Annotated in this window: 30 protein-coding genes; 11 read left to right on the top strand and 19 right to left on the bottom strand. The window is 39.9% G+C overall.

The window, feature by feature from the left end:
* Positions 1 to 59 precede the first annotated feature (59 nt).
* Complete coding sequence (locus ACTJJH_RS06355; RefSeq protein WP_440600900.1) at positions 60 to 962, top strand: LysR family transcriptional regulator; 903 nt, start codon at positions 60 to 62, stop codon at positions 960 to 962.
* On the opposite strand, the gene ACTJJH_RS06350 is transcribed toward ACTJJH_RS06355, so the two are convergent.
* Complete coding sequence (locus ACTJJH_RS06350; protein ID WP_019767328.1) at positions 946 to 1,320, bottom strand: hypothetical protein; 375 nt, start codon at positions 1,318 to 1,320, stop codon at positions 946 to 948. The genes ACTJJH_RS06355 and ACTJJH_RS06350 overlap by 17 nt on opposite strands.
* A 90-nt stretch (positions 1,321 to 1,410) precedes the next feature.
* On the opposite strand from ACTJJH_RS06350, the gene ACTJJH_RS06345 reads away from it, so the two are divergent.
* Positions 1,411 to 2,835: an aminotransferase-like domain-containing protein gene (locus ACTJJH_RS06345; protein WP_087400305.1), complete on the top strand. Its 1,425-nt coding sequence runs from the start codon at positions 1,411 to 1,413 to the stop codon at positions 2,833 to 2,835.
* Positions 2,836 to 2,837: 2 nt separating this feature from the next.
* On the opposite strand, the gene ahr is transcribed toward ACTJJH_RS06345, so the two are convergent.
* The 8 genes from ahr to ACTJJH_RS06305 all read right to left on the bottom strand — a co-directional run bounded on the left by ahr (position 2,838) and on the right by ACTJJH_RS06305 (position 8,128).
* The gene (gene ahr / locus ACTJJH_RS06340; protein ID WP_017481883.1) at positions 2,838 to 3,866 is read right to left on the bottom strand and encodes an NADPH-dependent aldehyde reductase Ahr; all 1,029 of its coding nucleotides are present in this window, start codon (positions 3,864 to 3,866) and stop codon (positions 2,838 to 2,840) included.
* A 38-nt stretch (positions 3,867 to 3,904) separates the two neighbouring features.
* Entirely contained in the window at positions 3,905 to 4,465 is a 561-nt protein-coding gene (locus ACTJJH_RS06335) for a DNA-3-methyladenine glycosylase I (RefSeq protein ID WP_019767330.1), read from the bottom strand.
* Positions 4,466 to 4,495: 30 nt separating this feature from the next.
* Positions 4,496 to 4,741, bottom strand: coding sequence for a hypothetical protein (locus ACTJJH_RS06330; protein ID WP_001287364.1), 246 nt, complete (start codon positions 4,739 to 4,741; stop codon positions 4,496 to 4,498).
* A 9-nt stretch (positions 4,742 to 4,750) separates the two neighbouring features.
* Positions 4,751 to 5,287 carry a M23 family metallopeptidase gene (locus ACTJJH_RS06325; protein WP_005066592.1) on the bottom strand — a complete coding sequence of 179 codons (537 nt, stop codon included), beginning with the start codon at positions 5,285 to 5,287 and terminating at the stop codon, positions 4,751 to 4,753.
* Between the two features lie 47 nt (positions 5,288 to 5,334).
* Complete coding sequence (gene mutY / locus ACTJJH_RS06320; RefSeq protein ID WP_284115804.1) at positions 5,335 to 6,369, bottom strand: A/G-specific adenine glycosylase; 1,035 nt, start codon at positions 6,367 to 6,369, stop codon at positions 5,335 to 5,337.
* Between the two features lie 143 nt (positions 6,370 to 6,512).
* Positions 6,513 to 6,875 (bottom strand): HIT family protein, encoded by a 363-nt coding sequence (locus ACTJJH_RS06315; RefSeq protein WP_002119132.1) that lies wholly within the window; start codon positions 6,873 to 6,875, stop codon positions 6,513 to 6,515.
* Positions 6,876 to 7,059: 184 nt separating this feature from the next.
* Positions 7,060 to 7,797 (bottom strand): dienelactone hydrolase family protein, encoded by a 738-nt coding sequence (locus ACTJJH_RS06310; RefSeq protein WP_440600899.1) that lies wholly within the window; start codon positions 7,795 to 7,797, stop codon positions 7,060 to 7,062.
* 172 nt (positions 7,798 to 7,969) lie between these two features.
* On the bottom strand, positions 7,970 to 8,128 hold the full coding sequence (locus ACTJJH_RS06305; RefSeq protein WP_002053759.1) for a DUF1328 domain-containing protein: 159 nt from the start codon (positions 8,126 to 8,128) through the stop codon (positions 7,970 to 7,972).
* Positions 8,129 to 8,321: 193 nt separating this feature from the next.
* On the opposite strand from ACTJJH_RS06305, the gene ACTJJH_RS06300 reads away from it, so the two are divergent.
* From ACTJJH_RS06300 to ACTJJH_RS06290, 3 genes are all read left to right on the top strand, one after another.
* Positions 8,322 to 8,780 (top strand): YcgN family cysteine cluster protein, encoded by a 459-nt coding sequence (locus ACTJJH_RS06300; protein WP_440600898.1) that lies wholly within the window; start codon positions 8,322 to 8,324, stop codon positions 8,778 to 8,780.
* Between the two features lie 110 nt (positions 8,781 to 8,890).
* Positions 8,891 to 10,063, top strand: coding sequence for a PQQ-dependent sugar dehydrogenase (locus ACTJJH_RS06295; RefSeq protein WP_440600897.1), 1,173 nt, complete (start codon positions 8,891 to 8,893; stop codon positions 10,061 to 10,063).
* 105 nt (positions 10,064 to 10,168) lie between these two features.
* The gene (locus ACTJJH_RS06290) at positions 10,169 to 11,434 is read left to right on the top strand and encodes a replication-associated recombination protein A (protein ID WP_440600896.1); all 1,266 of its coding nucleotides are present in this window, start codon (positions 10,169 to 10,171) and stop codon (positions 11,432 to 11,434) included.
* Positions 11,435 to 11,447: 13 nt separating this feature from the next.
* On the opposite strand, the gene ACTJJH_RS06285 is transcribed toward ACTJJH_RS06290, so the two are convergent.
* From ACTJJH_RS06285 to dapA, 5 genes are all read right to left on the bottom strand, one after another.
* A complete protein-coding gene (locus tag ACTJJH_RS06285; RefSeq protein WP_014207993.1) occupies positions 11,448 to 12,284 on the bottom strand; it encodes a formate/nitrite transporter family protein in 837 nt (278 codons plus the stop codon).
* Positions 12,285 to 12,433: 149 nt separating this feature from the next.
* Positions 12,434 to 12,637: a hypothetical protein gene (locus tag ACTJJH_RS06280; protein ID WP_440600895.1), complete on the bottom strand. Its 204-nt coding sequence runs from the start codon at positions 12,635 to 12,637 to the stop codon at positions 12,434 to 12,436.
* A 192-nt stretch (positions 12,638 to 12,829) separates the two neighbouring features.
* Positions 12,830 to 13,549: a phosphoribosylaminoimidazolesuccinocarboxamide synthase gene (gene purC, locus ACTJJH_RS06275; protein WP_002119240.1), complete on the bottom strand. Its 720-nt coding sequence runs from the start codon at positions 13,547 to 13,549 to the stop codon at positions 12,830 to 12,832.
* A 36-nt stretch (positions 13,550 to 13,585) separates the two neighbouring features.
* Entirely contained in the window at positions 13,586 to 14,188 is a 603-nt protein-coding gene (locus tag ACTJJH_RS06270) for a hypothetical protein (RefSeq protein ID WP_002119179.1), read from the bottom strand.
* Positions 14,189 to 14,203: 15 nt separating this feature from the next.
* Positions 14,204 to 15,097: a 4-hydroxy-tetrahydrodipicolinate synthase gene (gene dapA / locus ACTJJH_RS06265; protein WP_017386188.1), complete on the bottom strand. Its 894-nt coding sequence runs from the start codon at positions 15,095 to 15,097 to the stop codon at positions 14,204 to 14,206.
* 328 nt (positions 15,098 to 15,425) lie between these two features.
* Between dapA and pncA the strand changes: the two genes are divergently transcribed.
* From pncA to ACTJJH_RS06250, 3 genes are all read left to right on the top strand, one after another.
* The gene (pncA, locus tag ACTJJH_RS06260; RefSeq protein WP_141314603.1) at positions 15,426 to 16,070 is read left to right on the top strand and encodes a bifunctional nicotinamidase/pyrazinamidase; all 645 of its coding nucleotides are present in this window, start codon (positions 15,426 to 15,428) and stop codon (positions 16,068 to 16,070) included.
* Between the two features lie 52 nt (positions 16,071 to 16,122).
* The gene (locus tag ACTJJH_RS06255; RefSeq protein WP_440600894.1) at positions 16,123 to 17,061 is read left to right on the top strand and encodes a bile acid:sodium symporter family protein; all 939 of its coding nucleotides are present in this window, start codon (positions 16,123 to 16,125) and stop codon (positions 17,059 to 17,061) included.
* Between the two features lie 176 nt (positions 17,062 to 17,237).
* Positions 17,238 to 18,581: an MATE family efflux transporter gene (locus ACTJJH_RS06250; protein WP_322977099.1), complete on the top strand. Its 1,344-nt coding sequence runs from the start codon at positions 17,238 to 17,240 to the stop codon at positions 18,579 to 18,581.
* Positions 18,582 to 18,601: 20 nt separating this feature from the next.
* On the opposite strand, the gene ACTJJH_RS06245 is transcribed toward ACTJJH_RS06250, so the two are convergent.
* Positions 18,602 to 19,072 (bottom strand): DUF523 domain-containing protein, encoded by a 471-nt coding sequence (locus tag ACTJJH_RS06245; RefSeq protein ID WP_068929670.1) that lies wholly within the window; start codon positions 19,070 to 19,072, stop codon positions 18,602 to 18,604.
* Between the two features lie 528 nt (positions 19,073 to 19,600).
* Here ACTJJH_RS06245 and hppD point away from each other — a divergent pair.
* Complete coding sequence (gene hppD / locus ACTJJH_RS06240; RefSeq protein ID WP_002119157.1) at positions 19,601 to 20,656, top strand: 4-hydroxyphenylpyruvate dioxygenase; 1,056 nt, start codon at positions 19,601 to 19,603, stop codon at positions 20,654 to 20,656.
* 72 nt (positions 20,657 to 20,728) lie between these two features.
* Here hppD and ACTJJH_RS06235 read toward each other — a convergent pair whose 3' ends face one another.
* From ACTJJH_RS06235 to fahA, 4 genes are all read right to left on the bottom strand, one after another.
* Positions 20,729 to 21,508 carry an IclR family transcriptional regulator gene (locus ACTJJH_RS06235; protein ID WP_005066619.1) on the bottom strand — a complete coding sequence of 260 codons (780 nt, stop codon included), beginning with the start codon at positions 21,506 to 21,508 and terminating at the stop codon, positions 20,729 to 20,731.
* A gap of 295 nt (positions 21,509 to 21,803) precedes the next feature.
* A complete protein-coding gene (locus ACTJJH_RS06230; RefSeq protein WP_002119119.1) occupies positions 21,804 to 22,352 on the bottom strand; it encodes a VOC family protein in 549 nt (182 codons plus the stop codon).
* 17 nt (positions 22,353 to 22,369) lie between these two features.
* The gene (gene maiA / locus ACTJJH_RS06225; protein ID WP_347746680.1) at positions 22,370 to 23,002 is read right to left on the bottom strand and encodes a maleylacetoacetate isomerase; all 633 of its coding nucleotides are present in this window, start codon (positions 23,000 to 23,002) and stop codon (positions 22,370 to 22,372) included.
* The gene (gene fahA, locus ACTJJH_RS06220) at positions 22,989 to 24,296 is read right to left on the bottom strand and encodes a fumarylacetoacetase (RefSeq protein WP_206260467.1); all 1,308 of its coding nucleotides are present in this window, start codon (positions 24,294 to 24,296) and stop codon (positions 22,989 to 22,991) included. Before fahA ends, maiA begins: the two co-directional genes overlap by 14 nt.
* 356 nt (positions 24,297 to 24,652) lie before the next feature.
* Between fahA and ACTJJH_RS06215 the strand changes: the two genes are divergently transcribed.
* Entirely contained in the window at positions 24,653 to 26,041 is a 1,389-nt protein-coding gene (locus ACTJJH_RS06215; RefSeq protein ID WP_002119258.1) for an amino acid permease, read from the top strand.
* Positions 26,042 to 26,204: 163 nt separating this feature from the next.
* Positions 26,205 to 26,891, top strand: coding sequence for a D-Ala-D-Ala carboxypeptidase ZrlA (gene zrlA, locus ACTJJH_RS06210; protein ID WP_440600893.1), 687 nt, complete (start codon positions 26,205 to 26,207; stop codon positions 26,889 to 26,891).
* Positions 26,892 to 26,976: the final 85 nt, after the last annotated feature.

Here is a 26,976-nt window from a genome sequence, read left to right as displayed (position 1 = left end):
CGAAAAAATAGATGAATAAGCAAAATATCTTTGATCATTAGTCAATAATGGAATAAGACATGAAATCAACAATTGAAGAGCTGGTCGCGTTTATCGCAATCGTTGATACAGGCTCTTTTGTTGCGGCGGCAGAACATTTAAAACAAACGCCTTCAGGAGTCAGTCGATCGTTAACACGCTTGGAAGCGAAGTTAGATGTGACTTTATTGGAGCGCACCACACGTAAATTAAAACTCACACAAGAAGGGCAGCAGTTTCTTGTAAAGGCCCGTAAAATCTTAAATGAGCTGAACGCTGCCGAAGAAGAACTGCAAAAGTCTGATCAGGGCACTGCGGGGCTCATTCGCATTGATTCAGCAACGCCGTTTGTCTTACACGTAATTGCGCCATTAATGCATAAGTTTCGTGAGTGCTATCCAAATATTGAAATTGAGTTAAATAGTAATGATCAGGTGATTGACCTGCTGCAACATAAAACTGATGTCGCATTTCGGTTTGGGGAGCTCAATGATTCAAGTCTTCATGCCAAACTGGTGTGTAAAAGTCGCTTATTTATCGTTGCAAGCCCTGAGTATTTAGCAATTAAGGGTACACCGACACAACCTGAACAGCTTGAAAAACATGATTTGATTGGTTTTACCAGACCTAGATATATCAATAGTTGGCCGATTAAAGTTGGTGATGAATATTTTTTTGCGCAATCAAAAATTAAAGCATCGAGTGGGGAAACGGTGCGTCAGCTGACGATTAGAGGACATGGTATTGCACGACTATCTGAATTTGAAATTTGGAAAGACATTGAAGAAGGGCGATTGATAGCCTTATTTGAAGACCAAATTGAACATCAATATCAAAGCATCCATGCTGTGTATTATCAACAAGAGCATCTACCAAAAAGAATTCGTTTATTTATTGAGTTTTTGGCAGAACAGTTAAAAGACGGTTTTAAAAACGCTCTCTAAAAGTAGTGTAACTGTCAGTTGGGAAATGAACTTCTAAAAGTGGAGTCGTTTGTCCTTGTGATGAATGTTGAGACAGAAAATAGCTTTTTTGATGTTCTCGGCAGCTAAAATATAAAGTCGAATAAACCGAGTTCACCATTACAACTTCATTTGAGCTATTCCGTTTATATTGATAATGAGAAATCGCATTGGTCTCGTCATCAGTGCGTTGCTCCATTTTATAGTCTTGTTGGTTGGTCATTTTTAAATAACCTTCTATGAGGCTTTGGCAAACAGTATGTCTGTACTGCTCATCTTTTGGTTGTTGTTGGCAACCAGCTAAAACAATAGTAAATAACAATATAGCTTTTAATTTCATGAGTTTGCTACTTTCTGAGTTGATTTCTATAGCCTAAAGGTGTTCTATAAACCAGTACAGATACAGAAATTTTTAAAAAAGCAGCACAGAATGACTTTCCAATATCAGGTTCTTGCCAATCAATTAGCACATCGTATTTATCAAGATGAGCTTAAACCTCACCAGAAACTTATTTCTTTACGAGATTTTGCTCGTCAGCACAGCATTAGTCTAAGTACAGCAAAAAGTTGTTATGAGTTACTTGAGGCGAGGGGGCTTATTTATGTAAAGCCGAAGTCAGGTTATTTTGTGGTTGCCCGTGCACAAGCTGGCCCCATTCCTGAAAGTCCAGATTTCTTGTCTTTACCTCGACAAGTTTCAAATCTGGAATTGCATAATCAAATTCAGGAAGCTGCCTTACAAAGCCATCTTGTACCATTAGGCTCTATTCAGTTAACGCCTCATTTTATTCCTGTGGAAGGTTTACGTCGTTCTATTCAACGGGCTTTAAAAAATTGTCAGCCTCAAGACTTTCTTTATTGTAATAAACAAGGGCATGAGCAATTAAGAAAAGCGTTATCTGATCATTGGCGTGAAGATGGGATTTTTATCGCGGCAGAAGATATTTTTATTACCAATGGCTGCATGCCTGCTTTGTCTTTGGTGATTCAACACCTAACAGAAGTAGGCGATAGTATTTTAATTCCGACGCCTACTTTTAATGGACAGCTACAGCTTATAGCAAGTTTAAAACGGCAGATTATTGAAATTCCAGCGCATCATCGTGGTATCGATCTTGAGCGCTTAGAATCATTTATGAAGCAAGGTTTGGCTAAAGTTTGCTTAATGACAGCCAACTATCAGAACCCATTGGGATACTGTTTAAGTAATACAGAAAAACAAAAGATTGCCGAATTAGCAGCAAAGTATCAGTGCTTTATTATCGAAGATGATATTTATGGAGAGTGTGGTTACAGCGGTGAGCGACCATTACCTATACGCTATTGGGACCGTGAAGGCTATGTCATTTGGTGTGGATCGGTTTCTAAGTCGTTATCGAGTGCGTATCGCGTAGGATGGTTCTGTTTAACAACAAAGTTAGAACATTTAAGGCTTGAGCTGTTAGCCAGTAATATTGGGGTCAATACACCGCTACAATTAGGTCTAGCTGATTTTATTTATAGTCGTGGTTATAGGGAGCATTTAGAGCAGTTAAGACCGAATTTGATGCGGCAAGTCGAGGAGTATCGTAGTTGTATTTTAAATGCATTTGAAGGTATTCCAATTGCACTGAGTCAACCAGAAGGTGGTTATGCTTTATGGATGCAGTTACCTAAAACTGTAGATAGCTTGGCGCTCTATTACACTGCAAAATCTCACGGAATTACTGTAGTTCCCGGTCATGTTTTTGGTGAGGATGAACGCTATCGGCATTTTATTCGTTTAAATGCAGGTCACGAGTTAACAGCAGATGTCCGCCAAGCAATTAAAGACTTAGCGGACTGGTCACGGCAACAGATTAAAACAGCGAGTTAGTCTTATTCTGCAAAGTCTGCTTTAAGCACAATGCGGTAGCGTGCCTGACCCGAGTGTAGACGTTCAATTGCTTCATTGAGCTGTGACATTGGAAATAGCTCAATTTGAGGCGCAATTTTTTTACGTGCAGCAAACTTTAAAAGCTGACGTAGTGCAGCAGGTGAGCCCGTAGGTGAACCAGTCACTGACTTAGCACCACCAATAAGAGAGCCAACAGAAACAGGAACAGGCTCAAGCGTAAGGCCTAAGAAATGTAAGGTTCCGTTTGGTGCCAGTGTTGCAATAAAAGCAGACCAATTTAGAGTCACATTCACGGTACTTAGCAATAAATCGAATTTACCTTTTTGAGCTTTTACTGCCTCTGTATCGCGGCTATTCACTACATGGTCCGCTCCCATTGCTTTGAGTTCTTCTGTTTTGTCAGGATTAGAACTAAAAGCAGTGATTTCACAGCCCCAAGCTTTAAGTAGCTTAATGGCTATATGACCTAAACCACCAATACCAATTACACCGACATGATGCGTTGCCTGTATTTTGTGTTTGAGTAGTGGATCAAAAACGGTAATTCCGCCACAAAGTAAAGGACCTGCACTTTCAGCGTCTAAATCTTCAGGGAGGGGAATAGCCCACTGCCAACCTGCGCGAACCTTATCGGCAAAGCCACCCGCATGTCCTACGATTGTTGCAACATTTCCACCTGTACACAGTACTTGCTGACCACCAATACATTCATCACAGGCTTGGCAACTTTCAGCTGTCCAACCAATACCGACACGCTGTCCAATTTGTAGACCTTTGGCTTCTGAGCCCAAAGCAACAATTCGTCCAATAATTTCATGACCTGCAACCACAGGGTATACGGTCGAACGCCATTCATTGTTTAAAACAGAAATATCAGAATGACATAAACCACAATATTCAACTTTTACCTCAACCTGATGCGGTTGTAATTCACCTGCGTCAAATTGATAGGGAACCAGTTTTTCACCTGCCTGCATTGCAGCATAAGCTTGAATCGTATTATTGCTCATCGGAAACTCCTTAAGCGGCTTTGAACCGTTCTGGTGGGTTATGAAGCTTTAAATTGACAATCGTTTTCATGATCATCGACCATGCCTACTGCCTGCATAAAAGCATAGCAGGTGGTTGGGCCAACAAATTTGAAACCATTCTTTTTAAGATTCTTGGAAAGTTTTACGCTGAGTTCAGTTTGAGCAGGGGCCTTACGATAATCTACAACATCATTGTTTTGTGGCGCTGCATCTACAAACTGCCAAAGCCATGTAGGAACATCACCGACTTGTACTTTGAGCGCTTGCCAAGCAATAGCATTATCACGAATGGCTTTGAGTTTACCAAAGTGACGAATTAAGCCAGCATCAGATAATTTTAGTTCTAAAAAATCATCTGTAAATGAAGCAATGTCTGCAATCGGATGATTAAAAAAATGCTGACGGTAGCTTTCTCTTTTTTTTAGTACGGTAATCCATGAGAGGCCGGCTTGCTGACCTTCGAGACAAAGCATTTCAAATAATCGTGCCTCGTCGTGTTCGGGTTTACCCCATTCCTCATCATGGTAGGCAATATAGAGTGGATCATCGGAACACCATCCGCAACGTTGAGTTTTCATGATAATGCTCCTTATATTTATCTTAGAATTTTAAAGTTTAAATAAGACCCATTCATTTGGGCGAGTATCCCAATAATACAGTTCTGCTTGTGTTAAGTCTTCAAACTTCAGCCAAAAGTCTTTGCCGACTTTGTCTGAAAAACCAGTACTGATTAGTAGGGCATCATCGCTGATTTCCATGATCCAGCCTTGATAGCTATTGCCATTTAAAATGATCTTTTGCTGGTTACCAGACTCGGCAAACTCTACTAAGCGATTGATCAGCGCTTCCGACATAAAATGTTCCTAGCGTAAATATGAATAAGGATTAACAGCACCACGCCCTTTACCATCTAGATAAAGACCATAATGAAGATGAGGTGAAGTATAACGTGCATTGCCCGTATTGCCGACATAGCCAATGAGGTCGCCTTTTTTGACATAGTCACCCACATTTAAGCCACGTTTGTGACCATCAAGATGAGCATAATAATGCCATGTTCCTGCGGGGCCTAAAATCCAGATGACTTTGCCACCCAAGTTGTTATTACGAAGATCTGCAACGAGTCCTTCGGTTGCACTGTACACTTTGGTTCCACGTGGAGCCAAAATATCAATTCCTTCGTGACTACGGCCCTGACTGCGAGCAGCTCCCCATGTGTCTTTTAATTCATCACGATCAATACCTTTTACAGGTACAGGTAGTCGACTTGGAAGCTGCATACTTTTGAGTTTGATGACTTCAGCAGGTGGAAGTGGGGCAGGTTTTTTTGGTGCACTGGCACAGGCCGCCAATAGAATAATCAGAAAACCAAGTGAGAAATGAGAAACAAAACGTCGCACAAAATACTCCCTGTCCCAGCCATATCAAAATTATTTTACTCACTATGTCATGAACGGCTTGTCGAGATCAATTTTTTCATCGCGGTTGGAACACCTTTGGCAATGGCTTGTTCCGGACTCAACCATTGACCTTCAAGTTCAATAGCCAGATGTTCTTTTTGATCAGGTTCCACGTGGAACACATGAGCATTAAGTAACCATGTGAAATGAGTGAAGCTATGGCTGATCTGAAAAGTTTGTGCTTGAGGTTGTAGTTTGAATTGTTGGCTTAAGCTCAGTCGTTCATGTTCATTTTCTAAAATTGGTAAACAGAATAAACCGCCCCATAGACCATGAGCTTGGCGTTGCTGCCAGAACCATTCACCTTCGCACTGAATAATAAGAACATCTGCTGTTTTAACAGGCGGTGTTTTTTTCGGTTTTTTAAAAGGTAATTCTTGTTCTAACCCTTGCTGATAAGCCTGACAATGAGCTTGCATTGGACAATATAAACATAGCGGTTTTTTAGGCGTACAGATGGTTGCACCCAAGTCCATAATCGCTTGAGTGTAGTCATGATTGCGATGTGTAGGGCAAAGCTCTTCAGCCAGTTTCCACATTTCACGCTCGTGCTGTGGTTTGCTTAAATCATCTTCAATGGCAAAGAAACGAGCTAAGACGCGTTTCACGTTGCCATCCATGATGACACCGTACTGACGTAAACCTAAAGACATGAGCGCGCCTGCGGTCGAGCGACCAATGCCAGGTAACGCAATCCATTCTTCTAGCGTTTCAGGAAATTTACCTTGCTGCGTGACAAGACCAGCCGCTTTATGCAAATTGCGTGCACGAGCGTAGTAACCGAGGCCAGCCCAATAAGGTGCTACTTCATCCCAAGTTGCATGACCTAAAGCTTCTACAGTTGGGAAGCGCTCCATAAAGCGGTCAAAATATTGCAGAACCGTTTTCACCTGAGTTTGCTGCAACATAATTTCAGAAACCCAAACTTTGTATGGATCATCGGCAACTTGCCAAGGCAAATCGTGACGACCATGTTGATCGAACCAGTTTAAGAGGGCATCAGAAAAAGAAAATTCAGGCATGAACAGCTATAGAAGAGAAGTAAGGGCTAAATTATAGCTGAAATTTAGATGAAATTTTGTTTAAAGCAGGCGAACAGCGAGAGTATATTAAAACAGAGACGACCTTGAAAAATAGCAATCTCTGTTTTAATCAGATAAAAGGATTAATCCTTTTGTACACCCCAAAGTTGATCAAGTTTCAACGGTTGGTTTTTATAGTAAGGAATGACATGAATGTGGAAATGATCTGAAGTTTTTCCAAAAACTTCACCATCATTAAAGCCAATATGAAAGCCATCTGGTTGATGACGAAGCTGTGTCTCATGACGGGCAATTTCAAGAAGTGTCAGTAAGCCTTGGTGTTCTTTAGATGTAATGTCAAAAAAAGAACTAACATGGCGCAGTGGTGTTACTACACAGTGGCCTTTAGATAACGGATTAGAATCAGGCAAAATTACGGCAAATTCATTCTTATCAATGATGTCATATTCATCAAATTCGCAATACGGACATTTCTTGTCAGTCATTGTTGTATCCTCTCATGTTATTCCATTAAACCCCGAGTGCGGGAAATAAGACTAGGCTTTGCTCTAGCTCAACGGGAGTATAGTTATTGAAGTATGGTTTAAAAAATACAGTAAAAATATTGCAAAGTCATAAACATTTAAGGGAGCAAATGCAAAAAAATCATTTGCTCCAAATTTGCTTCTTTTATTTTAGAGTACGATCTAATAAAGCGTACATTTTAGCAAGGCCTTGTTTTTCCGCTTCGCTATTGTAGCCAAGGTCCACACCGTTCGCTTTAGCTCTTTCATCGGCAAGCGGGTTACTAAAGCCATGTTTAGCACCTTCTAAAACCACTACTTCATGTTTAACCTCAGCAGCTTGCATCTCTTTTTCAAAATTAGCAACATCTTCTAAGGTGACCATACTGTCTAATTCACCATGTAGAACTAAAACTTCACCTTGAATGTCGCCTTTTTGAGCAGGAGCTTTAGGCGTTAATGTGCCATGGAAAGTTGCAGTCGCTTTTAGTGGAGTACCAGAACGCGCAAGATCTAATACGACTTTACCACCATAGCAGTAACCGACAGCGGCAATTTTTTCACTGTTTACTTCCGGCTGAGCAGCTAAAGTTTGAAGCCCAGCATTGGCACGATCAGTCACCGTGTCTAACTCTTCAAATGTCTGCATCATCCATTCATAGGCTTGAGCTGCGGTGGTTGTAACTTTTTTATCACCATACATATCAATTGCAAGCGCAGCATAGCCGTGTTCAGCAAGTTCACGTGCGCGTTGCTCTGTATATTCGTTACGTCCCCACCACTCAGGAGCAACAATCACACCCGCAACAGGTGTTTCGCTATCTGGAGCCGCAAAGTAACCAATTAAATGGCTACCATCTGGTGCAGTATATTGAATTTCACGGGTTTTAATTGCAGTACTCATGACATTAATCCTGAAATTTAAATCGATTTAAATACGCTTGATTAAAGCATAAAAATTAAGAACTAAAATAAATAACTATGTAAAAATCTACATCAAAAGAAAAAGATACAAAGCTATAAGCAATAAAAAAAGAAGGAAACCAGTTCCTTCTTTTTATGTGATCATGATTAAATTAAGTTCGGCCTCGAGAAATGAACCCAATTACAGCTAGAATTACAGCTACAACTAATAAAATCACGGCAAAGTCTTTAGATAGCCCTGCAACACCACCAAACCCTAATAGACTGGCAATGAGTGCAATTACTGCAAAAATTATCGCCCAACGGAACATAATGCTGTCCTCCTTATTTTTCATTGTCATTTAACTATATAGCGTGTTTTTTACTCGGAATGTGTCGTTTATGTGGTTGAAATGTATATTAAACAATCATTTTGTGATGTCATAAATACAGCTTCTTTTTTAGTACAGACCACTTCAATGCTATACTGATACATCGTTTTATCTCATCAGCTGTTAAAAGATTATGTCTACCGAGACCTCACTTCGACCACTCTTTTGGAAAAACTATCCCTTAGAGCAACTGACTCAGGCTGAGTGGGAAGCTTTATGTGATGGCTGTGGTTTATGCTGTCTGGTAAAACTAGAAGATGAAGATACGCATGAGGTGGCTTATACCAAGGTGGCCTGTAAGTTACTTGATTGTGGTACAGGGCGTTGCGCGGACTATCCGAATCGTCAGCAGCAAGTACCTGACTGCCTGCAATTAACGGTAGAGTCTTTAAAAATAATCCACTGGTTGCCATCAAGCTGTGCCTATAAGCGCTTGAATGAAGGAAAGAATTTACCTTCTTGGCATTATTTAAATACGGGTTCGAGACAAAGCGTGGTTAAGGCGAAAAAGTCAGTTGCAGGACGTTGTATTTCTGAGGTTGATGTCCATGAAGATGATCTTGAAGATTATATTGTGCGGTGGGTGCGCTAATTTAGTCTTAAAAGAGAATGTTTGATTACAGCGTATAATAAAGTAACACTTTTATCGTAATTTTTTTGCTCATCTCCGTAATATAACAATAAAAACAAAAGGAGATAAAAATGATGAGACGATTAGCAGCCCCCTTATTATGTAGTAGCTTTTTTTTGTTAATGGCCTGTGGGTCTAATAATACCAATTCAAAAAATCCTGAACAAAATACGACTGCAAAAGCAAATCAGTCTGTTGCCGTCAAACAAACTTATCAGGTTGAAGCAGTCTCAGATTTTAATGAGCCTTGGGCTGTGACCAGTCTGCCTGATCAGCGTTTATTAGTGACTGAACGGCAAGGTAAATTAAAAATTTTTAACCCTAAAAATAAGCAAATGTTGGATGTGCAAGGTGTCCCAGCGGTGAACTATGGAGGACAGGGTGGTTTAGGAGATGTCATTTTACACCCTGACTTTGCCAAGAATCATTGGGTTTATCTCAGCTATGCTATAAAAGGGCAAGGTGGATCTGGCGCAGTGATTTCACGTGCGAAACTAGATTTATCTCATCCTAATCAGCCAAAACTTAACGAAATAAAGCAGATTTGGCAGCAAGTACCCAAAGTTTCAGGACAAGGCCATTACGGACATCGCATGCTTTTTGGTACAGATGGTAAGCTGTGGGTCAGTTCAGGTGAGCGACAAAAGTTTGATCCTGCCCAAAACATGAAAAGTAACTTAGGTAAAATCTTGCGTTTAAATGAGGATGGCACCGCGGCTGTAGGTAACCCTTTTTATAAGCAAGGCGGGGTCACTGCTGAAATATGGTCACTGGGACACCGTAACCCGTTAGGTATGGCTTTTGACCGCCAAGGACAGCTGTGGGTGGTTGAGATGGGGCCTAAAGGTGGTGATGAGCTTAATATTATTACCAAAGGTGAAAATTACGGTTATCCAATCGTTTCAAATGGAGACCATTATTCGGGCCAACCTATTCCAGATCATCACACTCGGCCAGAGTTTAAAGCACCAGAAATTGACTGGACTCCTGTTATCTCTCCATCGAGTATGATCATTTATCGCGGACAACAATTTCCTGCATGGCAAAATAAAGCCTTAATTGGCGGGTTATCTTCCGAAGCGATTATTGTGGTGGATTTAGAGCATAAGCCCGTGAAAGAAGTGCAAAGATTGGATATGAAAAAACGTATTCGTGGGTTGCATGAAGCAAAAGATGGTTCGATTTGGGTGATTGAAGATGGCTCAAATGCGCGTTTACTCAAGCTGAGTAAGAAACCCTCTTAATGCTAAGCAAGAGCCTTTAAATAAAGAACGTGTCTCATAGATTCAAATTGTAGATTTCTGTGAGACACAATAGACTATAGTGAAAAGACGATAAAGCCATTTGAGATGTCAGACACCCATATTCCACTTCCCGAACGCCTGCGCCCAAGAGACTTGTCTGAAATTATTGGGCAAGATCATTTATTAGGTGAACATGCGCCCTTACGTCAAATGATTGATCAGGGACATTTGCCTTCTATTATTTTTTGGGGACCACCAGGCGTTGGTAAAACAACGATTGCTTTACTTTTGGCACAGGCGATAGACCGTCCATTTGTGAGCTTATCTGCGCTGAATACGGGCGTAAAAGAATTACGTGAAGTAATTGCAGAAAGTGGTGATTTACTGACGCCTGTAGTTTTTATTGATGAAATTCATCGTTTTAATAAATCTCAGCAAGATGCTTTATTGGGTGCAGTTGAAAAAGGCAAAATTACTTTAATTGGTGCGACCACTGAAAATCCATCTTTTGAGGTGAATAGCGCGCTTTTATCACGCTGTCAGGTCTATACCTTAAATAGTTTAGACAGTGAGGCAATTCAGATATTACTCAACAATGCACTTCAAAGCGATAAATTCTTAAAAGAACGTTACATTCATATAGAAGAATATGATGCGCTCATTCAGTTCGCAGCAGGTGATGCACGTAAAGCGCTTAATTTACTGGACTTGATTGCAAGCACCTTTGAACCAGAAGTTGAAAACACGATTACTAATGCGGTTGTGGTAAAAGTCGCTCAGCAAAATATTGCGCGTTATGACAAATCGGGCGAGCAGCATTACGACCTTGTTTCTGCCTTTATTAAATCAATTCGAGGCAGTGATCCAGATGCAACGCTATATTGGATGGCTCGTATGCTTAAAGGCGGAGAAGATCCGGTTTTTATTGCAAGACGTATGTTGATTGCAGCCTCAGAAGACATCGGAAACTCTAATCCAAATGCGCTATTGCTTGCAGGTGAGTGTTTCCGCTCTGTACAAGCTGTAGGTATGCCTGAGGCTCGAATTATTCTAGGCCAAACAGCAGTTTACCTAGCAACGAGTGCAAAAAGTAATAGTACTTATTTAGCGATTAATAAGGCTCTTGAACTTGCTGAAAAAACAGCAAATTTACCTGTGCCTTTACATTTGAGAAATGCGCCAACCAAGCTTATGAAACAGCAAGGCTATGGTATTAATTATCTCTATCCTCATGATTACCCTGAGCACTTTGTGCTGCAAGACTATTTGCCGCCTGAGTTGAAGGGAACCAAACTCTATGAGTCTGCAAGAAATAAGCGTGAGGTTGAAGGTGAGCGTTTACAGCAACGCAGATGGCAGCAGGAACAATAGTTCCTGCTTTATGCTATTCCAGCTCTTCAGTGACCTGACCATAAATCAGTAGCGTGAACACGCCTGTACCGCCAATAATATTACCAATTGTGGTTGGGATGAGGAAAGTAAACAGATACTTGCTAATAGAAGCTTCTCCTTGCCAGACCAGATAGGACATTTCTGTAGAACCAACCACTACATGGGTAAAGTCACCCAGTCCTATCAAATACGTCATAAAAAAGATGAGCAGAAACTTATTACTGACTGAAGGCAACATCCAGACCAAGGCAGCAATTAACAGCCCTGACATAATGCCTTTGAGCAGATTCTGGGTTGCAGAAAAGGAGCCCACATGATGTGCGAGTTCATCTAGTGCTTTATCAATATCTGGCGTAAACAGGTGAGTAGTTAGGAAAAATAAACTCGCCAAAGCTGTTCCAATGATGTTGCATAGAATCACAATACCCCATAAGCGGCCCACTGCTCGTAATTTATCGAAAGTAAAGGGATTAAATAATGGCACAACTGTGGTGATAGTATTTTCGGTAAAGAGTTGCATGTGACTCAAAATAGCGATTAGAAACCCAATGGTATAACCCACATTAGTGATTAAATCGGTCCAGACTGCATCAGTTGGGAGATAAGCAGCAATAATCGCTTTAAATACAAATGAAAAACTGATGACTAAACCCGCGGCAATCCCTGAAAAGATCAATGCAGTTGTTGGACGATCAAGCTCTTCGGCACCATCACGGCGGATAATTTCATAAACCAGACGGGGTGACAGTTTCTCATGTTCTTCGACTGCCATTTTTTCACGCCAGCTTAAAGTTTTCTCGACTTTTTTTTCCTCTATTTCATGGTCCATCAGGTTTACTCCTCACTGAATAAATATCTTATATTTATTGTTTTATTTATTGTTAAGGCAGTGTTCAGGATAAATCTAGTCTATTCATAACAGCTTTATGTGTCTTTTTATAAATTGAATGCACAATGGCTGGATCATCAATCACAAAATCAAAGAAAAGTATAAGCTCTTAAAGTACGGATGAGTGCCATATAGTCGCCTTGAGAGGCTTTAGCAATAACAGATTCAACCTCTACCTGACTCCAGCCTTGTTTTAAGGCAGTAGTGCTAAAGTTATTTAATAGGACCAGAGGATTTTCACCAAAATGGATTGGATGATTCATTAATCTCTTTTCAAACTTAGATAATTCCATAGGTTCACCCGAGTTTTTAAATTTAATTATTGTGAAGTACTTTGTGTTTTTTTAGATTTTAGTGTTTTAAATTAAGCTTATGCAAGTGTTAATTTATTGAAATAGACAAATCTGTCTACATTGTTTGGGGCGCATGGCGCTGAATATAAAAAAACCGGGCTTTAGCCCGGTTTTTTTATGAAGTTTTACTGATTAGATGTCAGATAAATCTACGCCTAAACGAGCAGCAACTTCTTCATAAGCTTCAACAACACCGCCTAAACCTTGACGGAAACGATCTTTGTCGAGTTTCTTCTTAGAGTCTTTATCCCATAAACGGCAGCCGTCTGGAGAGAACTCATCACCAAGCACGATGCGGTCATGGAAAACACCGAATTCAAGCTTGAAGTCCACCAAAATCATGTTGCCTTCAGCAAATAATGCTTTTAATACATCGTTTACTTTATAAGTTAAAACTTTCATTTGTTCTAACTGTTCAGCAGTTGCCCAACCTAAAGCAATCGCTTGAGATTCGTTAACCATTGGGTCGCCTAGACCGTCATCTTTATAGAACAATTCAAATGTAGGAGGAGTTAACTCTTTACCTTCTTCTACACCTAAGCGACGGCATAGAGAACCAGCTGCGTAGTTACGAATTACACATTCAACTGGAATCATTTGAAGTTTTTTAACAAGCACTTCAGTTGGAGAAAGCAATTTTTCAAAATGCGTTTCAATACCTGCAGCAGCAAGTTTTTCCATGATGAAGGCGTTAAAACGGTTGTTCACCTTGCCTTTACGATCTAGTTGTTCGATTTTTTCGCCGTTGAACGCAGAGGCATCATCACGAAAGACTAAAATCAGATGGTCGGCATTGTCTGTTTCATATACAGATTTTGCTTTACCAGTATAGAGCAAGGTTTGTTTTAACATGAGGGAACCTTTTTAAAAAAAATGCCTAGTAAACGACTAGGCTGGCCAATTTTGGTAAATCTGGTTTAGCACTTCAGCAGCCACATCTGGGCTTGCAAAAGTGTTATCTACATTAAATAGAGCAAGAGTATGACTAGAACCTACACCAGTAAGTTTAAGCACATAAGTATTGTCATTTACTTTAATCGTCGCTTGATTACTGCCTTGAGCGATGATGTTGAAATTTAAAGTACTTAAAGTTGCTTTGGTGTATTGCCAGATCTCGGCTGTATTTCCATCAACTTTTAACAACGGGTTTTTATTACCGTCAGTCACAAGCTGAGGACGTCCAAGCGCAGTCGTCGTTTGAGCAGAGGCATCTAGTGTCGCATTACCTTGGGTTTGTTCAGGGCGTGGCAAGGCATAACGGTTGCCACGCTTATTTTCAAACTTCGGTGCGTTATCGATAGCACGCTGTTCTACAGTTGGTGCAGGATACAAAGGTGTCGCTGGTCGTACAGTTGCATCGGCAGGATATTCAAGCGGGGCAAGTTGCTTGGCATTTTTATAATCTAAAGAGTGATTATTAATTGCGAAGCGACCACAACCAGCTAAACTTAAGGCTGAAACTGCAAGGACTAAACCAAGACGTAATTGCATCATAAATTGCTCTTATTAAATAATTCCCGCATCTTTTAGGGCATTGCGGAGAGGTTCGCGATATTGCTCAGCGAGAGGAGTGAGTGGTAAGCGAATACCAGTATCAATCAGTCCCATCTCATGTAGTGCCCATTTCACAGGAATTGGGTTTGATTCGCAAAATAGAATATTGTGTAAATTTGCAATCTTATTGTTAAGCGTCTTCGCTTGTTGTTCATCTTTGGCAATCGCAACAGCACATACTTCACTCATTGCTTTAGGTGCAACATTTGCAGTAACCGAGATGTTGCCGTCAGCGCCAAGAAGCATAAGTTCCCATGCTGTCTCATCATCACCTGAGTACACAGCCATCTTGCCGTTTAACGCCTCAATTAAAGCTTTACCACGAGGTACGTCACCTGTTGCATCTTTAATGCCAACAATATTCGAGATCTCTGCTAAGCGTACAGCTGTGTCGTTTGAAAGGTCTACGCCAGTACGACCAGGTACGTTATAGAGAATAAGCGGTAATTCAACAGCTTCAGCAATCGCTTTATAGTGTTGGTAAAGGCCTTCTTGGGTTGGCTTGTTATAATATGGCGTTACAAGTAAAGCTGCATCAGCACCGAGGTCTTTAGCAGCTTTAGTTAATTCGATTGCTTCACGGGTTGAGTTTGCACCAGTACCGGCAATAATTGGAATACGTTTATTGGCTACACGAATAATTTCTTTAATAACCTGTGTGTGCTCTTCCATGCTCAATGTTGAGGCTTCGCCGGTTGTACCGACGGCTACAATACTGTTTGTACCTTGTTCTATGTGCCACTCAACCAGCTTCTCAAGACCCTTCCAATCTACACCGCCGTCTTTCAACATGGGTGTGACGATTGCGACGATTGAGCCTTGAATGGTCTGTGCTTGCTGAGTCATTTTTAAAAATATCCTATTTATCCATCCGAATCTGAGGTAAGAAAAACAAAATGTGGGATGGTTGCAGTATTTTGATTGTCCAGTTCTAACAATAACAGATTGTTGAATGACAATTATGCAAATTATGACTGATCAGACGCATAAGAACAATACGCCTAACGGATAATCGCGATGTAAACTTGAGGAAAAGATAGGATGTTTTCATTATTGCGCGCTAAGAATACCCAGTAAACATAACAATACGGCTTGATTCGACTGAGCCTTACTTAATATGGGCTTTTTTTGTGGCAAGATAGAATGCAATTTCCCAGTTGGGATTGAAGATGACATGAAAATGAATAAACAACCACAAAATGCGGTTTTAATCGTAGTTGATGTACAAAATGGTTTTACACCGGGTGGAAATTTAGCAGTCGCCGATGCCGATATAATTATTCCAACTATTAACCAACTTGCTGGTTGTTTTGAAAATGTCGTCCTGACTCAGGACTGGCACCCGGATAATCATATCTCTTTTGCAGCCAATCATTTGGGTAAGCAGCCATTTGAAACCATTGAACTCGACTATGGACCACAGGTGCTTTGGCCTAAGCATTGTGTACAAGGTACTCAAGATGCCGAGTTTCATCCTGATTTAAATATTCCGACCGCTCAACTGATTATCCGAAAAGGCTTTCATGCTCATATTGATAGCTACTCGGCTTTTATGGAAGCAGATCACGCCACCATGACCGGTTTAACCAGTTACCTAAAAGAGCGTGGCATTGATACGGTTTATGTGGTCGGAATTGCCACGGACTTTTGTGTAGCATGGACTGCTTTAGATGCAGTTAAGCAAGGTTTTAAAACTTTAGTGGTTGAAGATGCTTGTAAAGGGATTGATCTGAATGGTTCGTTAGAACACGCGTGGCAAACCATGCAGCGACAAGGTGTTGTCCGTATTCAGTCGACTGATCTGTTGAGTAAGCACTAAGTATATTGCTCTGATTTTTACTTTTATATTTTAATTTTTAGGGATAGAAAGTATGGCTGCATTCCTACGCTTTACCCAATTTATTCAAAAAACTTTTGCCCTATGGGTGATTGTTTTTGCAGCGCTAGCGCTATGGCAGCCTGAATTTTTTGTCTGGCTCAAAGCGTACATTCCATGGATTTTGGGCATTATTATGCTTGGTATGGGAATGACCATGACCGTCGATGACTTTAAAGGGGTATTACAAAGCCCTAAAGCGGTATTGATTGGGGTGGTAGCGCAGTTTGTCGTAATGCCGGGCTTAGCATATGCTCTATGTAAATTATTTAACTTACCGCCTGAAATTGCGGTTGGGGTCATTTTGGTGGGTTGTTGCCCAGGGGGAACGGCGTCAAACGTAATTACCTATATGGCTAAAGGCAATGTGGCTTTATCGGTGGCCTGTACATCGGTATCAACACTTTTGGCACCGATATTAACCCCTGCGATTTTCTATCTGCTTGCCAGCCAATGGCTAAAGATTGATGCAGCCTCGATGTTTATTTCGATTTCGCAGGTGGTGCTACTGCCTATTGTGATTGGTTTGATTTTAAGAACATGGCTTAAACGTCAGGTCGAATCTTATATTCAAGTCATGCCTTTAGTTTCGGTCATTGCAATTGTGGCCATTGTGGCAGCCATTATTGGTGGAAGCAAAGCAGCAATTTTACAGTCGGGCTTGCTCATTTTAGTGGTAGTGATTTTACATAATGGACTTGGATATTTATTAGGTTTTACCGCAGCGCGTTTCTTTAAATTACCTTATGCGGACAGTAAGGCGATTGCTATTGAGGTGGGGATGCAAAACTCAGGCTTAGGTGTTGCACTTGCAGCAGTCCATTTTGCTGCTTCTCCGATTACAGCTGTACCAAGCGCGATTTTCAGTCTTTGGCATAATATTTCCGGGCCTGCGCTTGCGACTTATTGGGCAAGTAAACACAAACAAGAATAACTGTATAAACAACATTCATTAGGAAAGAAGGCCAAACGAATAGTTTGGCCTTTTTATTTAAAGCATATTTTAGGGGAGCTAAAGCTAGAACTGGTATGTCTTTTGCTTTGAATTGATGCACTAAAAATAACGTGAATATGAGTATAAATCGTAAAGAAAAATAAGGCATTTCCTTGATGAATCAGATTTTTAAATTATTTATTCCCATGCTCTCAAGCAATTTAATTCTAGTTTTAAGTGGATTGATTGATATTGCTTATGTAGGGCATTTTAGTAACGATCATGTAGCAGCATTATCGGTGACCTTATCTTTATATACAGTGGTTTATGTCATTGGTATGGGGATTCTGCAAGGTGTGATACTCAAGCTCTCAGAAGCTTATGGTTGCCATGACATACCTCGCATTCGTCAAATTTTTATTCAAGGCATCTGGCTAATGTTATGTTCGGCATTGCTAAGTATTGGCTTGCTCTACTTGTTCCGCGATTTACCAAAATTATTTGGTGCATCTGAACATGTTGTGTCAATTACTAAAAACTGTATTTGGGCTTTGGTATTTATTTTACCCGCCCATTTACTGATGCGCTTATTTACAGCTTTGTCTCAGGTCACTGAAAATGCGCATAAGGTTTTACTATCAGATAGCATTTTTTTCATTCTTAAAATTATTTTGTCCTATCTTTTGATTTATGGTGTCGCTTTATTTTCAATTCCACCACTTGGTGCCATAGGGGCTTTGTTAGCCACCCTTATTGTACGGTGGTTTATGCTGGCTGTTTATTACCTGTTTTTTCTGGAGAAAAGATACATCTTTATTGAACATCCAGAACGTTCGGTTGAAGATAGCCGACAAAGTCTGCGTATGATTTTAAAAATAGGTATACCGACTGCGATCATGGCGTTGATGGATGTTGTTGCATTTTGTTCGGTTGCTATTTTGATTTTACCTTTTGGGAGTGTGGTGTCAGCGGCACATCAAATTGTCGCAAGTACTGGCGGCTTCATGTTTATTTTTCCTTCGTCAATTGCCTCGGCTTATAGCATTTTAGTGTCACGATCTATGGGCAGCGGGAACATGCAAGAAGCAAACAAAATTGCCAGACAAAGTATATGGGTGATTATGGCAGTGAGTGGCAGTTTGTCCCTGTGTTTATGGTTGGAGCGGGACTTAATTGTCACCTTTTATTCAGATGATTTGGCTGTGCAGATTTTAGCTGCATCACTGCTGTTGATTGTGTGTCTGTCTCACTTTCTAGATGGCTTAATGACGTTATTGACCTCTTTGCTGCGTTGTTGGGATGTGTCGATTTTACCAATGCTGATTTTCCTGGTCGTGGTGTTATGTTTCGGATTAGGCGGTGGTTGGTGGATGGCCTATAAAGGACTGCATTGGCAGAATATCTCGATTTCTGCGATGGGAATTTATGGCTTCTGGTGGATGGCTGCCATAAGTTATTTAGTGGCTTGTCTAATGAGTGCCATCTGTTTCCATTTTAGAAAACAATTAAGAGGTTTTTGATTAGGTAGATCAACACACTCTTAAAGAGGATGTTCTACTAACCAATCTTCAATCTCATTTTCAGAAATTACTTCAAAGCCGTGGCGCTGCAAAAGCGCCGTGGTGATTCCAACTCCCGTAATTTTCTCACCTTGAAAAGTACCGTTATAAATTTTTTGGCTACCACAAGATGGGCTATTCTCTTTTAAAACCACACAAGTCGCTTTTATTTGCTGCGCAACTTCTAGGGTGCGGTAAGCACCTTTTAAATATAACTCTGTCACATCTAAACCAGATGAATCAGTAATTCTTGCTTTGCCATCAAGCACATCTTGACCTGTTCCGCCCACAATTTCTGCGGGTAAACGGGGAGTGGTAAAACCACCTAATAGCTCTGGGCATAATGCTTGGGCTTTTTTATTGATTAATAGCTGCTTAAGTCGGGTATTTGGACAGGATTTACCATCATATCGAACAGGTTCACCAATTAAACATGCACTGACTAAAAGCATAGTTTTCCAAACTCACAGCAAGAGAGATTTTTGAAGATAAAGAATCATAAACAGAATATCGAATATGACAATTGATTTTAAAAACAGACAAATTAAAAGATTACTAAAATTATGCAATTCATAATTAAGTTATGTATTGCATAATTTAATTGTTTTTAGTAGCATCTAATTCAAGGTAAATGGCCATTGGAGATCCAACAAGGATGTTGGTCTCCATAAATCTATAAATGATTTTTAGGAAAAGACGATTTTTAAGGGTTTATTGAAAAATCTCAATCGTACTTTTAGATAACAAAGGACAGTGTGTATGGAAAACAAACACCACATGGAACGGAAATTAATCATTAAAGGCTCTACGCTCATCATATCTTCGTTTTAATGACTCGTTTTTTTCTCATAGGATGCGTTGGGTTAAGGCATTTTGACGGTTCAAATACTCACCCAATGATGACGTATTCTATAGAGAAAGGAGCTGAGTTCATCAGCAATAGAGATAAACGGAACAGGTAATCACCAGAGGGAAACTAGATGGATATTTTAGAGAACCCATTAGAATTATGCGGTTTTGCATTTATTGAGTTTGTTTCAAAAGAAAATGAATTAGATCCAGTGTTTGAAACAATCGGCTTTTCAAAAGTAGCCAAGCATAAATCGAAAGAAGCGTACTTATGGCGTCAAGGAAATATCAATATTATCCTGAATTATCAGCCAGAATCTTATGCTTCATTCTTCTTTAATGAACATGGTCCATCTGCTTGTGCGATGGGTTTCAAAACACGTGATGCAGCAAAGGCTTTCCAAAAAGCAGTAGAGCTTGGTGCTGAACCAATGTATTCAAAAGTTGGGCCAATGGAGCTTAACATTCCGGCAATTAAAGGTATTGGTGGTATGCCAATCTTTTTAGTTGACCGTGATATTTATGAAAATGACTTTGTTTTCTTTGATGATGCCGAGAAACGTCCAGTAGGGGCAGGCTTAAACGAGATTGACCACTTAACTCATAACGTCTACAAAGGCCGTATGGAGTATTGGGCAAACTTCTATGAAAAAATCTTTAACTTCCAAGAAATTCGCTACTTTGATATTAAAGGTGAATATACAGGTTTAACGTCTAAAGCATTAACAGCGCCAGACGGTAAGATCCGTATTCCGTTAAACGAAGATTCAGACAAAGGAAACGGCCAAATTGCAGAGTTCCTATCTGACTTTAATGGCGAAGGTATTCAGCATATCGCGTTTATTTGTGATGACTTAATCTCGACTTGGGATAAGTTAAAAGGCCTTGGTCTGAAATTTATGACTCCGCCGCCAAATACGTATTATGAAATGCTAGAAGATCGTTTACCTGAGCATGGTGAACCAACTGATGAATTAAAACAGCGCGGTATTTTGCTTGACGGTAATACTAAAGACGGTCAGAAAAAGCTGTTATTGCAAATTTTCTCTGAAAACATGATTGGTCCAGTTTTCTTTGAATTTATTCAACGTAAAGATGATGATGGCTTTGGTGAAGGTAACTTCAAGGCGTTATTTGAGTCGATTGAACGTGACCAGATTCGCCGTGGTGTTTTAGAAACTAAATAAATAAGCTGAGCTTTATTCCTGATCTAAAAAAACCAAGAGTTTGATCTCTTGGTTTTTTTTTATGGTTATTGATTAGCGACTTTTAATATATTGATTGATGAGATTCACTTCATTTTTCAAGATTTCAATCGTTTTACTGTGAGGGTCGACTGGTAAAAACATTTCGCTATCCAGTGCGACAATACAAAACTCGATGCTTTGGTTTGAATTAAACACAGGTAAACCTACCGCATTAATTCCTGTCAATAAATCGCCTTTCGCTGCCGACATTTGTTGCTGGCGAATAGTGTCTTTAAGCTCTGTAAATGCTTGCCAGTTTTGCGGTGCGATGTTTAGACCAAGTTCTTGATGCTTTTGCCATTCCGCTTCCATTAAGGGACGAACAAAGTGCTCTGGAAGATAAGAAGCAAATAGACGTCCCGCAGCAGAATTGACTAAAGGCATAATCGAGCCGACTTTAGTCACAATCGAAATAGGGTGGTTTGATTCAATCGATTGAACCACGACAGGACCTTTTGGTGACCATTTACTGATTTGTATGCCGCAACCAATTTTATTTTGTAGGTCGTAAATTAAATGCTGTACCAGCTGTAGTGTGTCGCTATGCTGAACACAGTTGAGACCTAAGCGCCATGCCTGATCACCTAAAGCATATTGGCCATCATCAAGCTGTTTTGCATATTCCATGCGAATAAGGCTGACCAGATAGCGGTGAACCTTGGCAGGATGCATTTCGAGCTTGCTCGATAGATCTTTGAGAATAATAGGTTGATTGTGTTCCAAAAGGGCGTTTAGTACAGATAAACCGACTTCAAGTGATTGAACCCCCCCAGATACTTTTTCTTCAATCATTTAAATACCCTTAATAAATTTACTTCAGCTGTTAAATAGTGACGATCAAAACATAAATTGAAATTGGCGCGTTTTACATCATGCCTGAGCCTAGTGAAAAATAGAAATCACCTTTTTCTATTAGCGAAATTGACATGTTTAATAACCAACAATTTTCTAAAATCACTATTTACTTATTTATAGCGCAATTTTCTAGAAATTTAGCAGTTTTAAATAATATAAATCGGCATTGATATAGAACTGCTCGTTAAAACAATTCTAATCAATGCCGACTTTTTATTACGCTCTTTAAAAATTAGGTTCCTAACTCTTCTTCATGCAAGAAATGAGTATGGTGCGGAGCGCGTTTGGTTTTGCTCCATTCCTCTAGCATTTCAGTTTTCATTTCTTCTGTAATTTTTGCAATTTTTTCTTCAGCATGAGCATCGTTATAAGTCAGTTCTAAACGATGGCCATTTGGGTCAAAGAAGTAAATTGAGTGGAAAATACCGTGATTGGTCACACCCAAGACTTTCACGCCATTTTCTTCTAAATGTTGCTTGGCAGCCATCAACGCATTTAAGTCTTCAACTTCAAAAGCAATATGTTGTACCCATTGAGGCGTATTTTCGTCTCGGCCCATTTCTGGTTGAGTTGGCAATTCAAAAAATGCCAAAACGTTGCCTTGACCAGCATCTAAGAATAAATGCATATATGGGTCAAAGGCTTTAGTTGACGGCACATGGTCCTCAGCAAAAGCTAAAATGAAATCCATATTGAGCATTTTTTTATACCACTCAACAGTTTCTTTCGCATCCTTACAACGATATGCAACGTGATGTATTTTTTTAATCGCAAATGTCATATTAAAACTCCTTTTTACTATTCCCAATCTGGTTGTTGTTCTGGCGCCGCGTTATAAAAGGCTGGGATAGACAAACAATGGTGATAAATCGATTCAATTTTTGGAAACGCAGATAAATCAATCTTGAAGCGTTTCGCGTTGTAGACCTGTGGAATCAGGCAGCAATCGGCAATAGTTGCTTGTTGTCCAAAGCAAAATTGTCCATTTGAATCTTGAAGTTGCTGCTCAAGATTTTGAAAGCCTTCAATAATCCAGTGCTGATACCAATAATTTTTCTGCTCATCTGAAACATTTAAGTCATTTTTTAAATATTTCAGTACGCGTAAGTTGTTTAACGGGTGAATATCACAAGCGATTGCTTGAGCAAAAGCGCGAACTTTTGCTCTCTCTTGCACATCACTTGGAAGTAGTTTGGCTTCTGGATATTGCTCATCTAGATATTCCAAAATACTTAATGATTGAGACAAAGTTAAATCGCCGTCAATTAAAGTCGGAACTAGAGCACTACGGTTTAACTTTAAATAGTCTTCGCTTTGCTGTTCGTTTTTTACCAGATGAACTGGAACAGTCTCATAAGCTAAACCTTTAATGTTTAGACCAATCCGTACTCTGTAGGCTGCAGAGCTACGAAAGTAACTATACAGCTTCATAGTCAGGCTCCGAAGTTTCTGCAAAATCGAAATTTAATGCAGGAAGGACTGTATTTCGAACTTCACCGAAGCCAATGCGAATACCATTTTTCTCACAATGACCTTTCATAATGAGTGTATCGCCGTCTTGCAAGAAACCACGAGTTTCGCCATTGGCAAGTGTTAAAGGCTTGGTGGTGTTCCATGTAAGCTCAAGCAAGCTGCCATACGAATCTGGTGTAGAACCTGAAATAGTACCTGAGCCCATTAAATCACCAACCTGAACGTTACAGCCGCCAATGGTGTGGTGAGTGAGCTGTTGAGCCATAGACCAATACATATATTTAAAATTAGTTTGGCAAATCACGTCAGCTTGTGCCGATTTCGGGCTTTGAATTTCAACACTCAAATTAATGTCATAACTATTCGCGATATTTTCTTGTAAATACGCTAAAGGTTTAGGCTCTTGTTTTGGGCCTTCCACTTTAAATGGCTCAAGTGCTTCAAGTGTGACTACCCAAGGTGAGATGGCACTAGCAAATGATTTTGAATTGAAAGGGCCTAAAGGCACATATTCCCATTGCTGGATATCGCGTGCTGACCAGTCATTGAGTAATACCATTCCAAAAATATGATCCCACGCATTTTCAATTGAGATTGGCTGGCCAAGCTCGGTTGGTTTACCAATAACAAATGCTGTTTCAAGTTCGAAATCGAGTTTACGCGTAGCTGAGAAAACTGGGCGCTCTTCATTTGGAAGTTTAATTTGTCCAGATGGACGTACGACTTGAGTGCCACTGACTACAACAGAACTAGCACGACCATTATAACCAACAGGCAATTCAGTCCAGTTTGGCAGTAAAGCATTTTTAGGGTCGCGGAACATACAGCCTACATTGGTGGCATGTTCTTTAGAAGAATAGAAATCAGTATAACCAGATACTTGAAGTGGTAAATGCAAAGTAACACTGTCTTGCTTAACCAAAACTTCTTGGCGCAATGCTTCATTTTCTTGAAGCGTTAAATTTTCAACCGAGAGAAGAGACTGTAGTGTCTTACGAGCTTTTGACCAGTTGGCTTTACCCGACTCAATAAATTTATTCAGTGTAGGCTGGTTAAAATATGTGTCTTGTTCTGAAAGTTTTAAAAGACCGTGCTTTTCAAGAGCAGCGAGATCAATCACCCAATCACCAATAGCTACACCAACTTGACGCTCACTTTCGTTAGCTCTGCTAAAAACACCGTAAGGCAAATTATGAATAGTGAAATCTGATTGAGGTGAAACTTCAATAAAAGAGTTTAGTTTTTGTTCCATTTTCGCTTCCTTGTCTTTATCTCGGGTCTTATACAAATAAAAGTTCGGTCTAGGACTGAGCTACTCAATAAGTTTTAACCTTTGCTTAGATCATCTTTTGTCTTATGAGTTTGATATAGACCGAGCACAACCAATTGCTTCATGTCTCTATAATACTGAATTCATCAAATTACGCAATACATAATTTAATTACACATTTCATAATAATTGTCATTTCTTGTATTTTCTGTTTTCATTCGCGGTCATGAGAAAAGTCACGCAATTATTTTTTCATGAATCTCTATGAAAGTTTGATCAATTTATGATATACGTAATTTATTGGAAAAAAATTACGTGACACGGATGAGAATAATCATATGTCAGCACAAGAGCAAGGAAACCTGAAACATGGTTTGAGTAATCGGCACATCCAGCTTATTGCATTGGGTGGGGCGATTGGCACAGGGCTTTTTCTTGGTATATCACAATCGATTAAATTAGCAGGTCCATCGGTCATCCTCGGTTATGCCATTGCAGGATTTATTGCTTTTTTAATGATGCGTCAGCTTGGCGAAATGGTGGTTGAAGAGCCAGTCAGTGGTTCTTTTAGTCATTTTGCCTACAAATATTGGGGACCATTTGCAGGGTTCATGTCAGGATGGAACTATTGGGTACTCAATGTACTCGTCTGTATGGCAGAACTAAGTGCAATTGGTCTTTACATTCAATATTGGTGGCCGCAAATCCCGACGTGGGCATCTGCTTTAGCCTTCTTTGTCTTAATTAACGGCATTAATTTGCTACACGTTAAGTTTTTTGGCGAAATGGAATTTTGGTTTTCTATTGTCAAAATCTTAGCAATTCTTGCAATGATTGGCTTTGGTTCATATCTACTTGCAACAGGCACAGCAGGTCCACAGGCAAGCATTTCAAACCTCTGGGCACTTGGCGGTTTCTTCCCATTTGGTGTTGAAGGCTTAGTGATGGCAATGGCGGTCATTATTTTTGCTTTTGGTGGTATTGAGCTTTTCGGTATTACTGCAGCTGAAGCACGTGACCCTGATAAAACTTTACCTAAAGCTGTGAATCAAATTATTTATCGTATTTTGATTTTCTATATTGCGACACTTTTTGTTTTATTCTCGCTGTTCCCATGGAACCAAATGGCACAAGGAGGAAGCCCGTTTGTAATGGTCTTTGCTTCTTTAGATAGCCAAGGAATTGCAACGTTATTAAACTTTGTGATTTTGACTGCTGCTGTTTCAGTTTATAACGGGACAAGTTATTGCAGTAGCCGTATGTTGTTAGGCCTTGCGCAACAAGGAAATGCACCAAAAGTATTTGCACGTATTAATAAACGCGGTATTCCAACCAATGCAGTGATCCTTTCTGCGGCAGTCACTATTTTATGTGTACTGTTAAATTATATTTTCCCTGAAAAAGCATTTGGTTTACTCATGATGCTGGTGGTTGCAGCGATTGTAATTAACTGGGTTGTAATTTCATGGACGCATTTAAAATTCCGCAAATATATGCAGCGCCAAGGGCAAACAACGAAGTTCCCAAGCTTTATGTATCCGTTTAGCAACTATCTATGCATACTGTTTATGCTGGGTATTTTGGTCGTGATGTCTTTAACACCAGATATGCGTGTTGCGGTCATGATGATTCCTGGCTGGATCTTGTGTTTGATGGTGGCTTACCAATTTAAACGCCGGAAATTAAAAGCTGAGCAGTCTGTACCTGCCTTAGAAGCAGATATTTAATAAATTATTGAGTTGTATCTAAAAAGGACGTCTGACAGGCGTCCTTTTTTATTTTTAAAATTTAGCAACAGAAATTAAAGGATTTTATTATTGTTATAATATAACATTTCATTAATTTAATGATGAGCAATTTTCCCATTTTTGGTGAAGATAGAGCATATTTATGAAGCGTTATTTCGGTTTAATTTTATTATCTCTCACAGCATGTAGCACTCAAACACCCAAGCTAACAACCCCTCTGCATACCCAAACACCTTTACCTCAACCTACAAAACCAGTGGTCAAAATAAAGTCTCAACCCGAGGCGTATGTTGCGTGGTTAGCTTCAGCAGACCATCGACAGGCTGTACAAGCTTACAAGCAATTTCTTAAGCAAAAGGGACTTGCAGATTTAGTGCCAGACCATGAATTATTAAACTCAGCTCGCGATTGGCAAAAATGTGGAGTTGAGCCTTACGCGGTGCCACCACGGGAGATTTGGTCCAATATCGTTCCGACGTTTAGCATTTTAAAAGCGTTAGTTGATGATGGCGTAATTAATGATTTTGAAGTGACTTCGGTCTACCGAGCGTTGTCTCTAAACCGCTGTGCAGGTGGTGCTGATGCTTCTCGACATGTCTTTAATGCAGCGCTTGATTTCCGAATTGGCCCAGAACAGCCTACCGATTTAGACCAATTCAATATTCAGCAAACTAAAACTAAGCTTTGTCAGTTCTGGGCGACTAAAGGCCAAGCGCTTAATATGGGACTAGGTGTTTATGCTTCAGGACAAATCCATATTGATAGCCAAGGATTCCGTGCATGGGGGCCTGACCATCACTACAAAACCTCAATTTGTCAGGGACTATAAAAGCAATTTTTTCAACGACTAAGTAAATTGATTTAAATAAAAGCGGAATAAAAACTTGATCAATGGTTATGTTATAACATAACAT

Source organism: Acinetobacter sp. 22301, from assembly GCF_052045285.1.
In the GTDB taxonomy this organism is placed as follows: domain Bacteria; phylum Pseudomonadota; class Gammaproteobacteria; order Pseudomonadales; family Moraxellaceae; genus Acinetobacter; species Acinetobacter pittii.
This window is presented reverse-complemented; position numbering and strand designations above follow the sequence as displayed.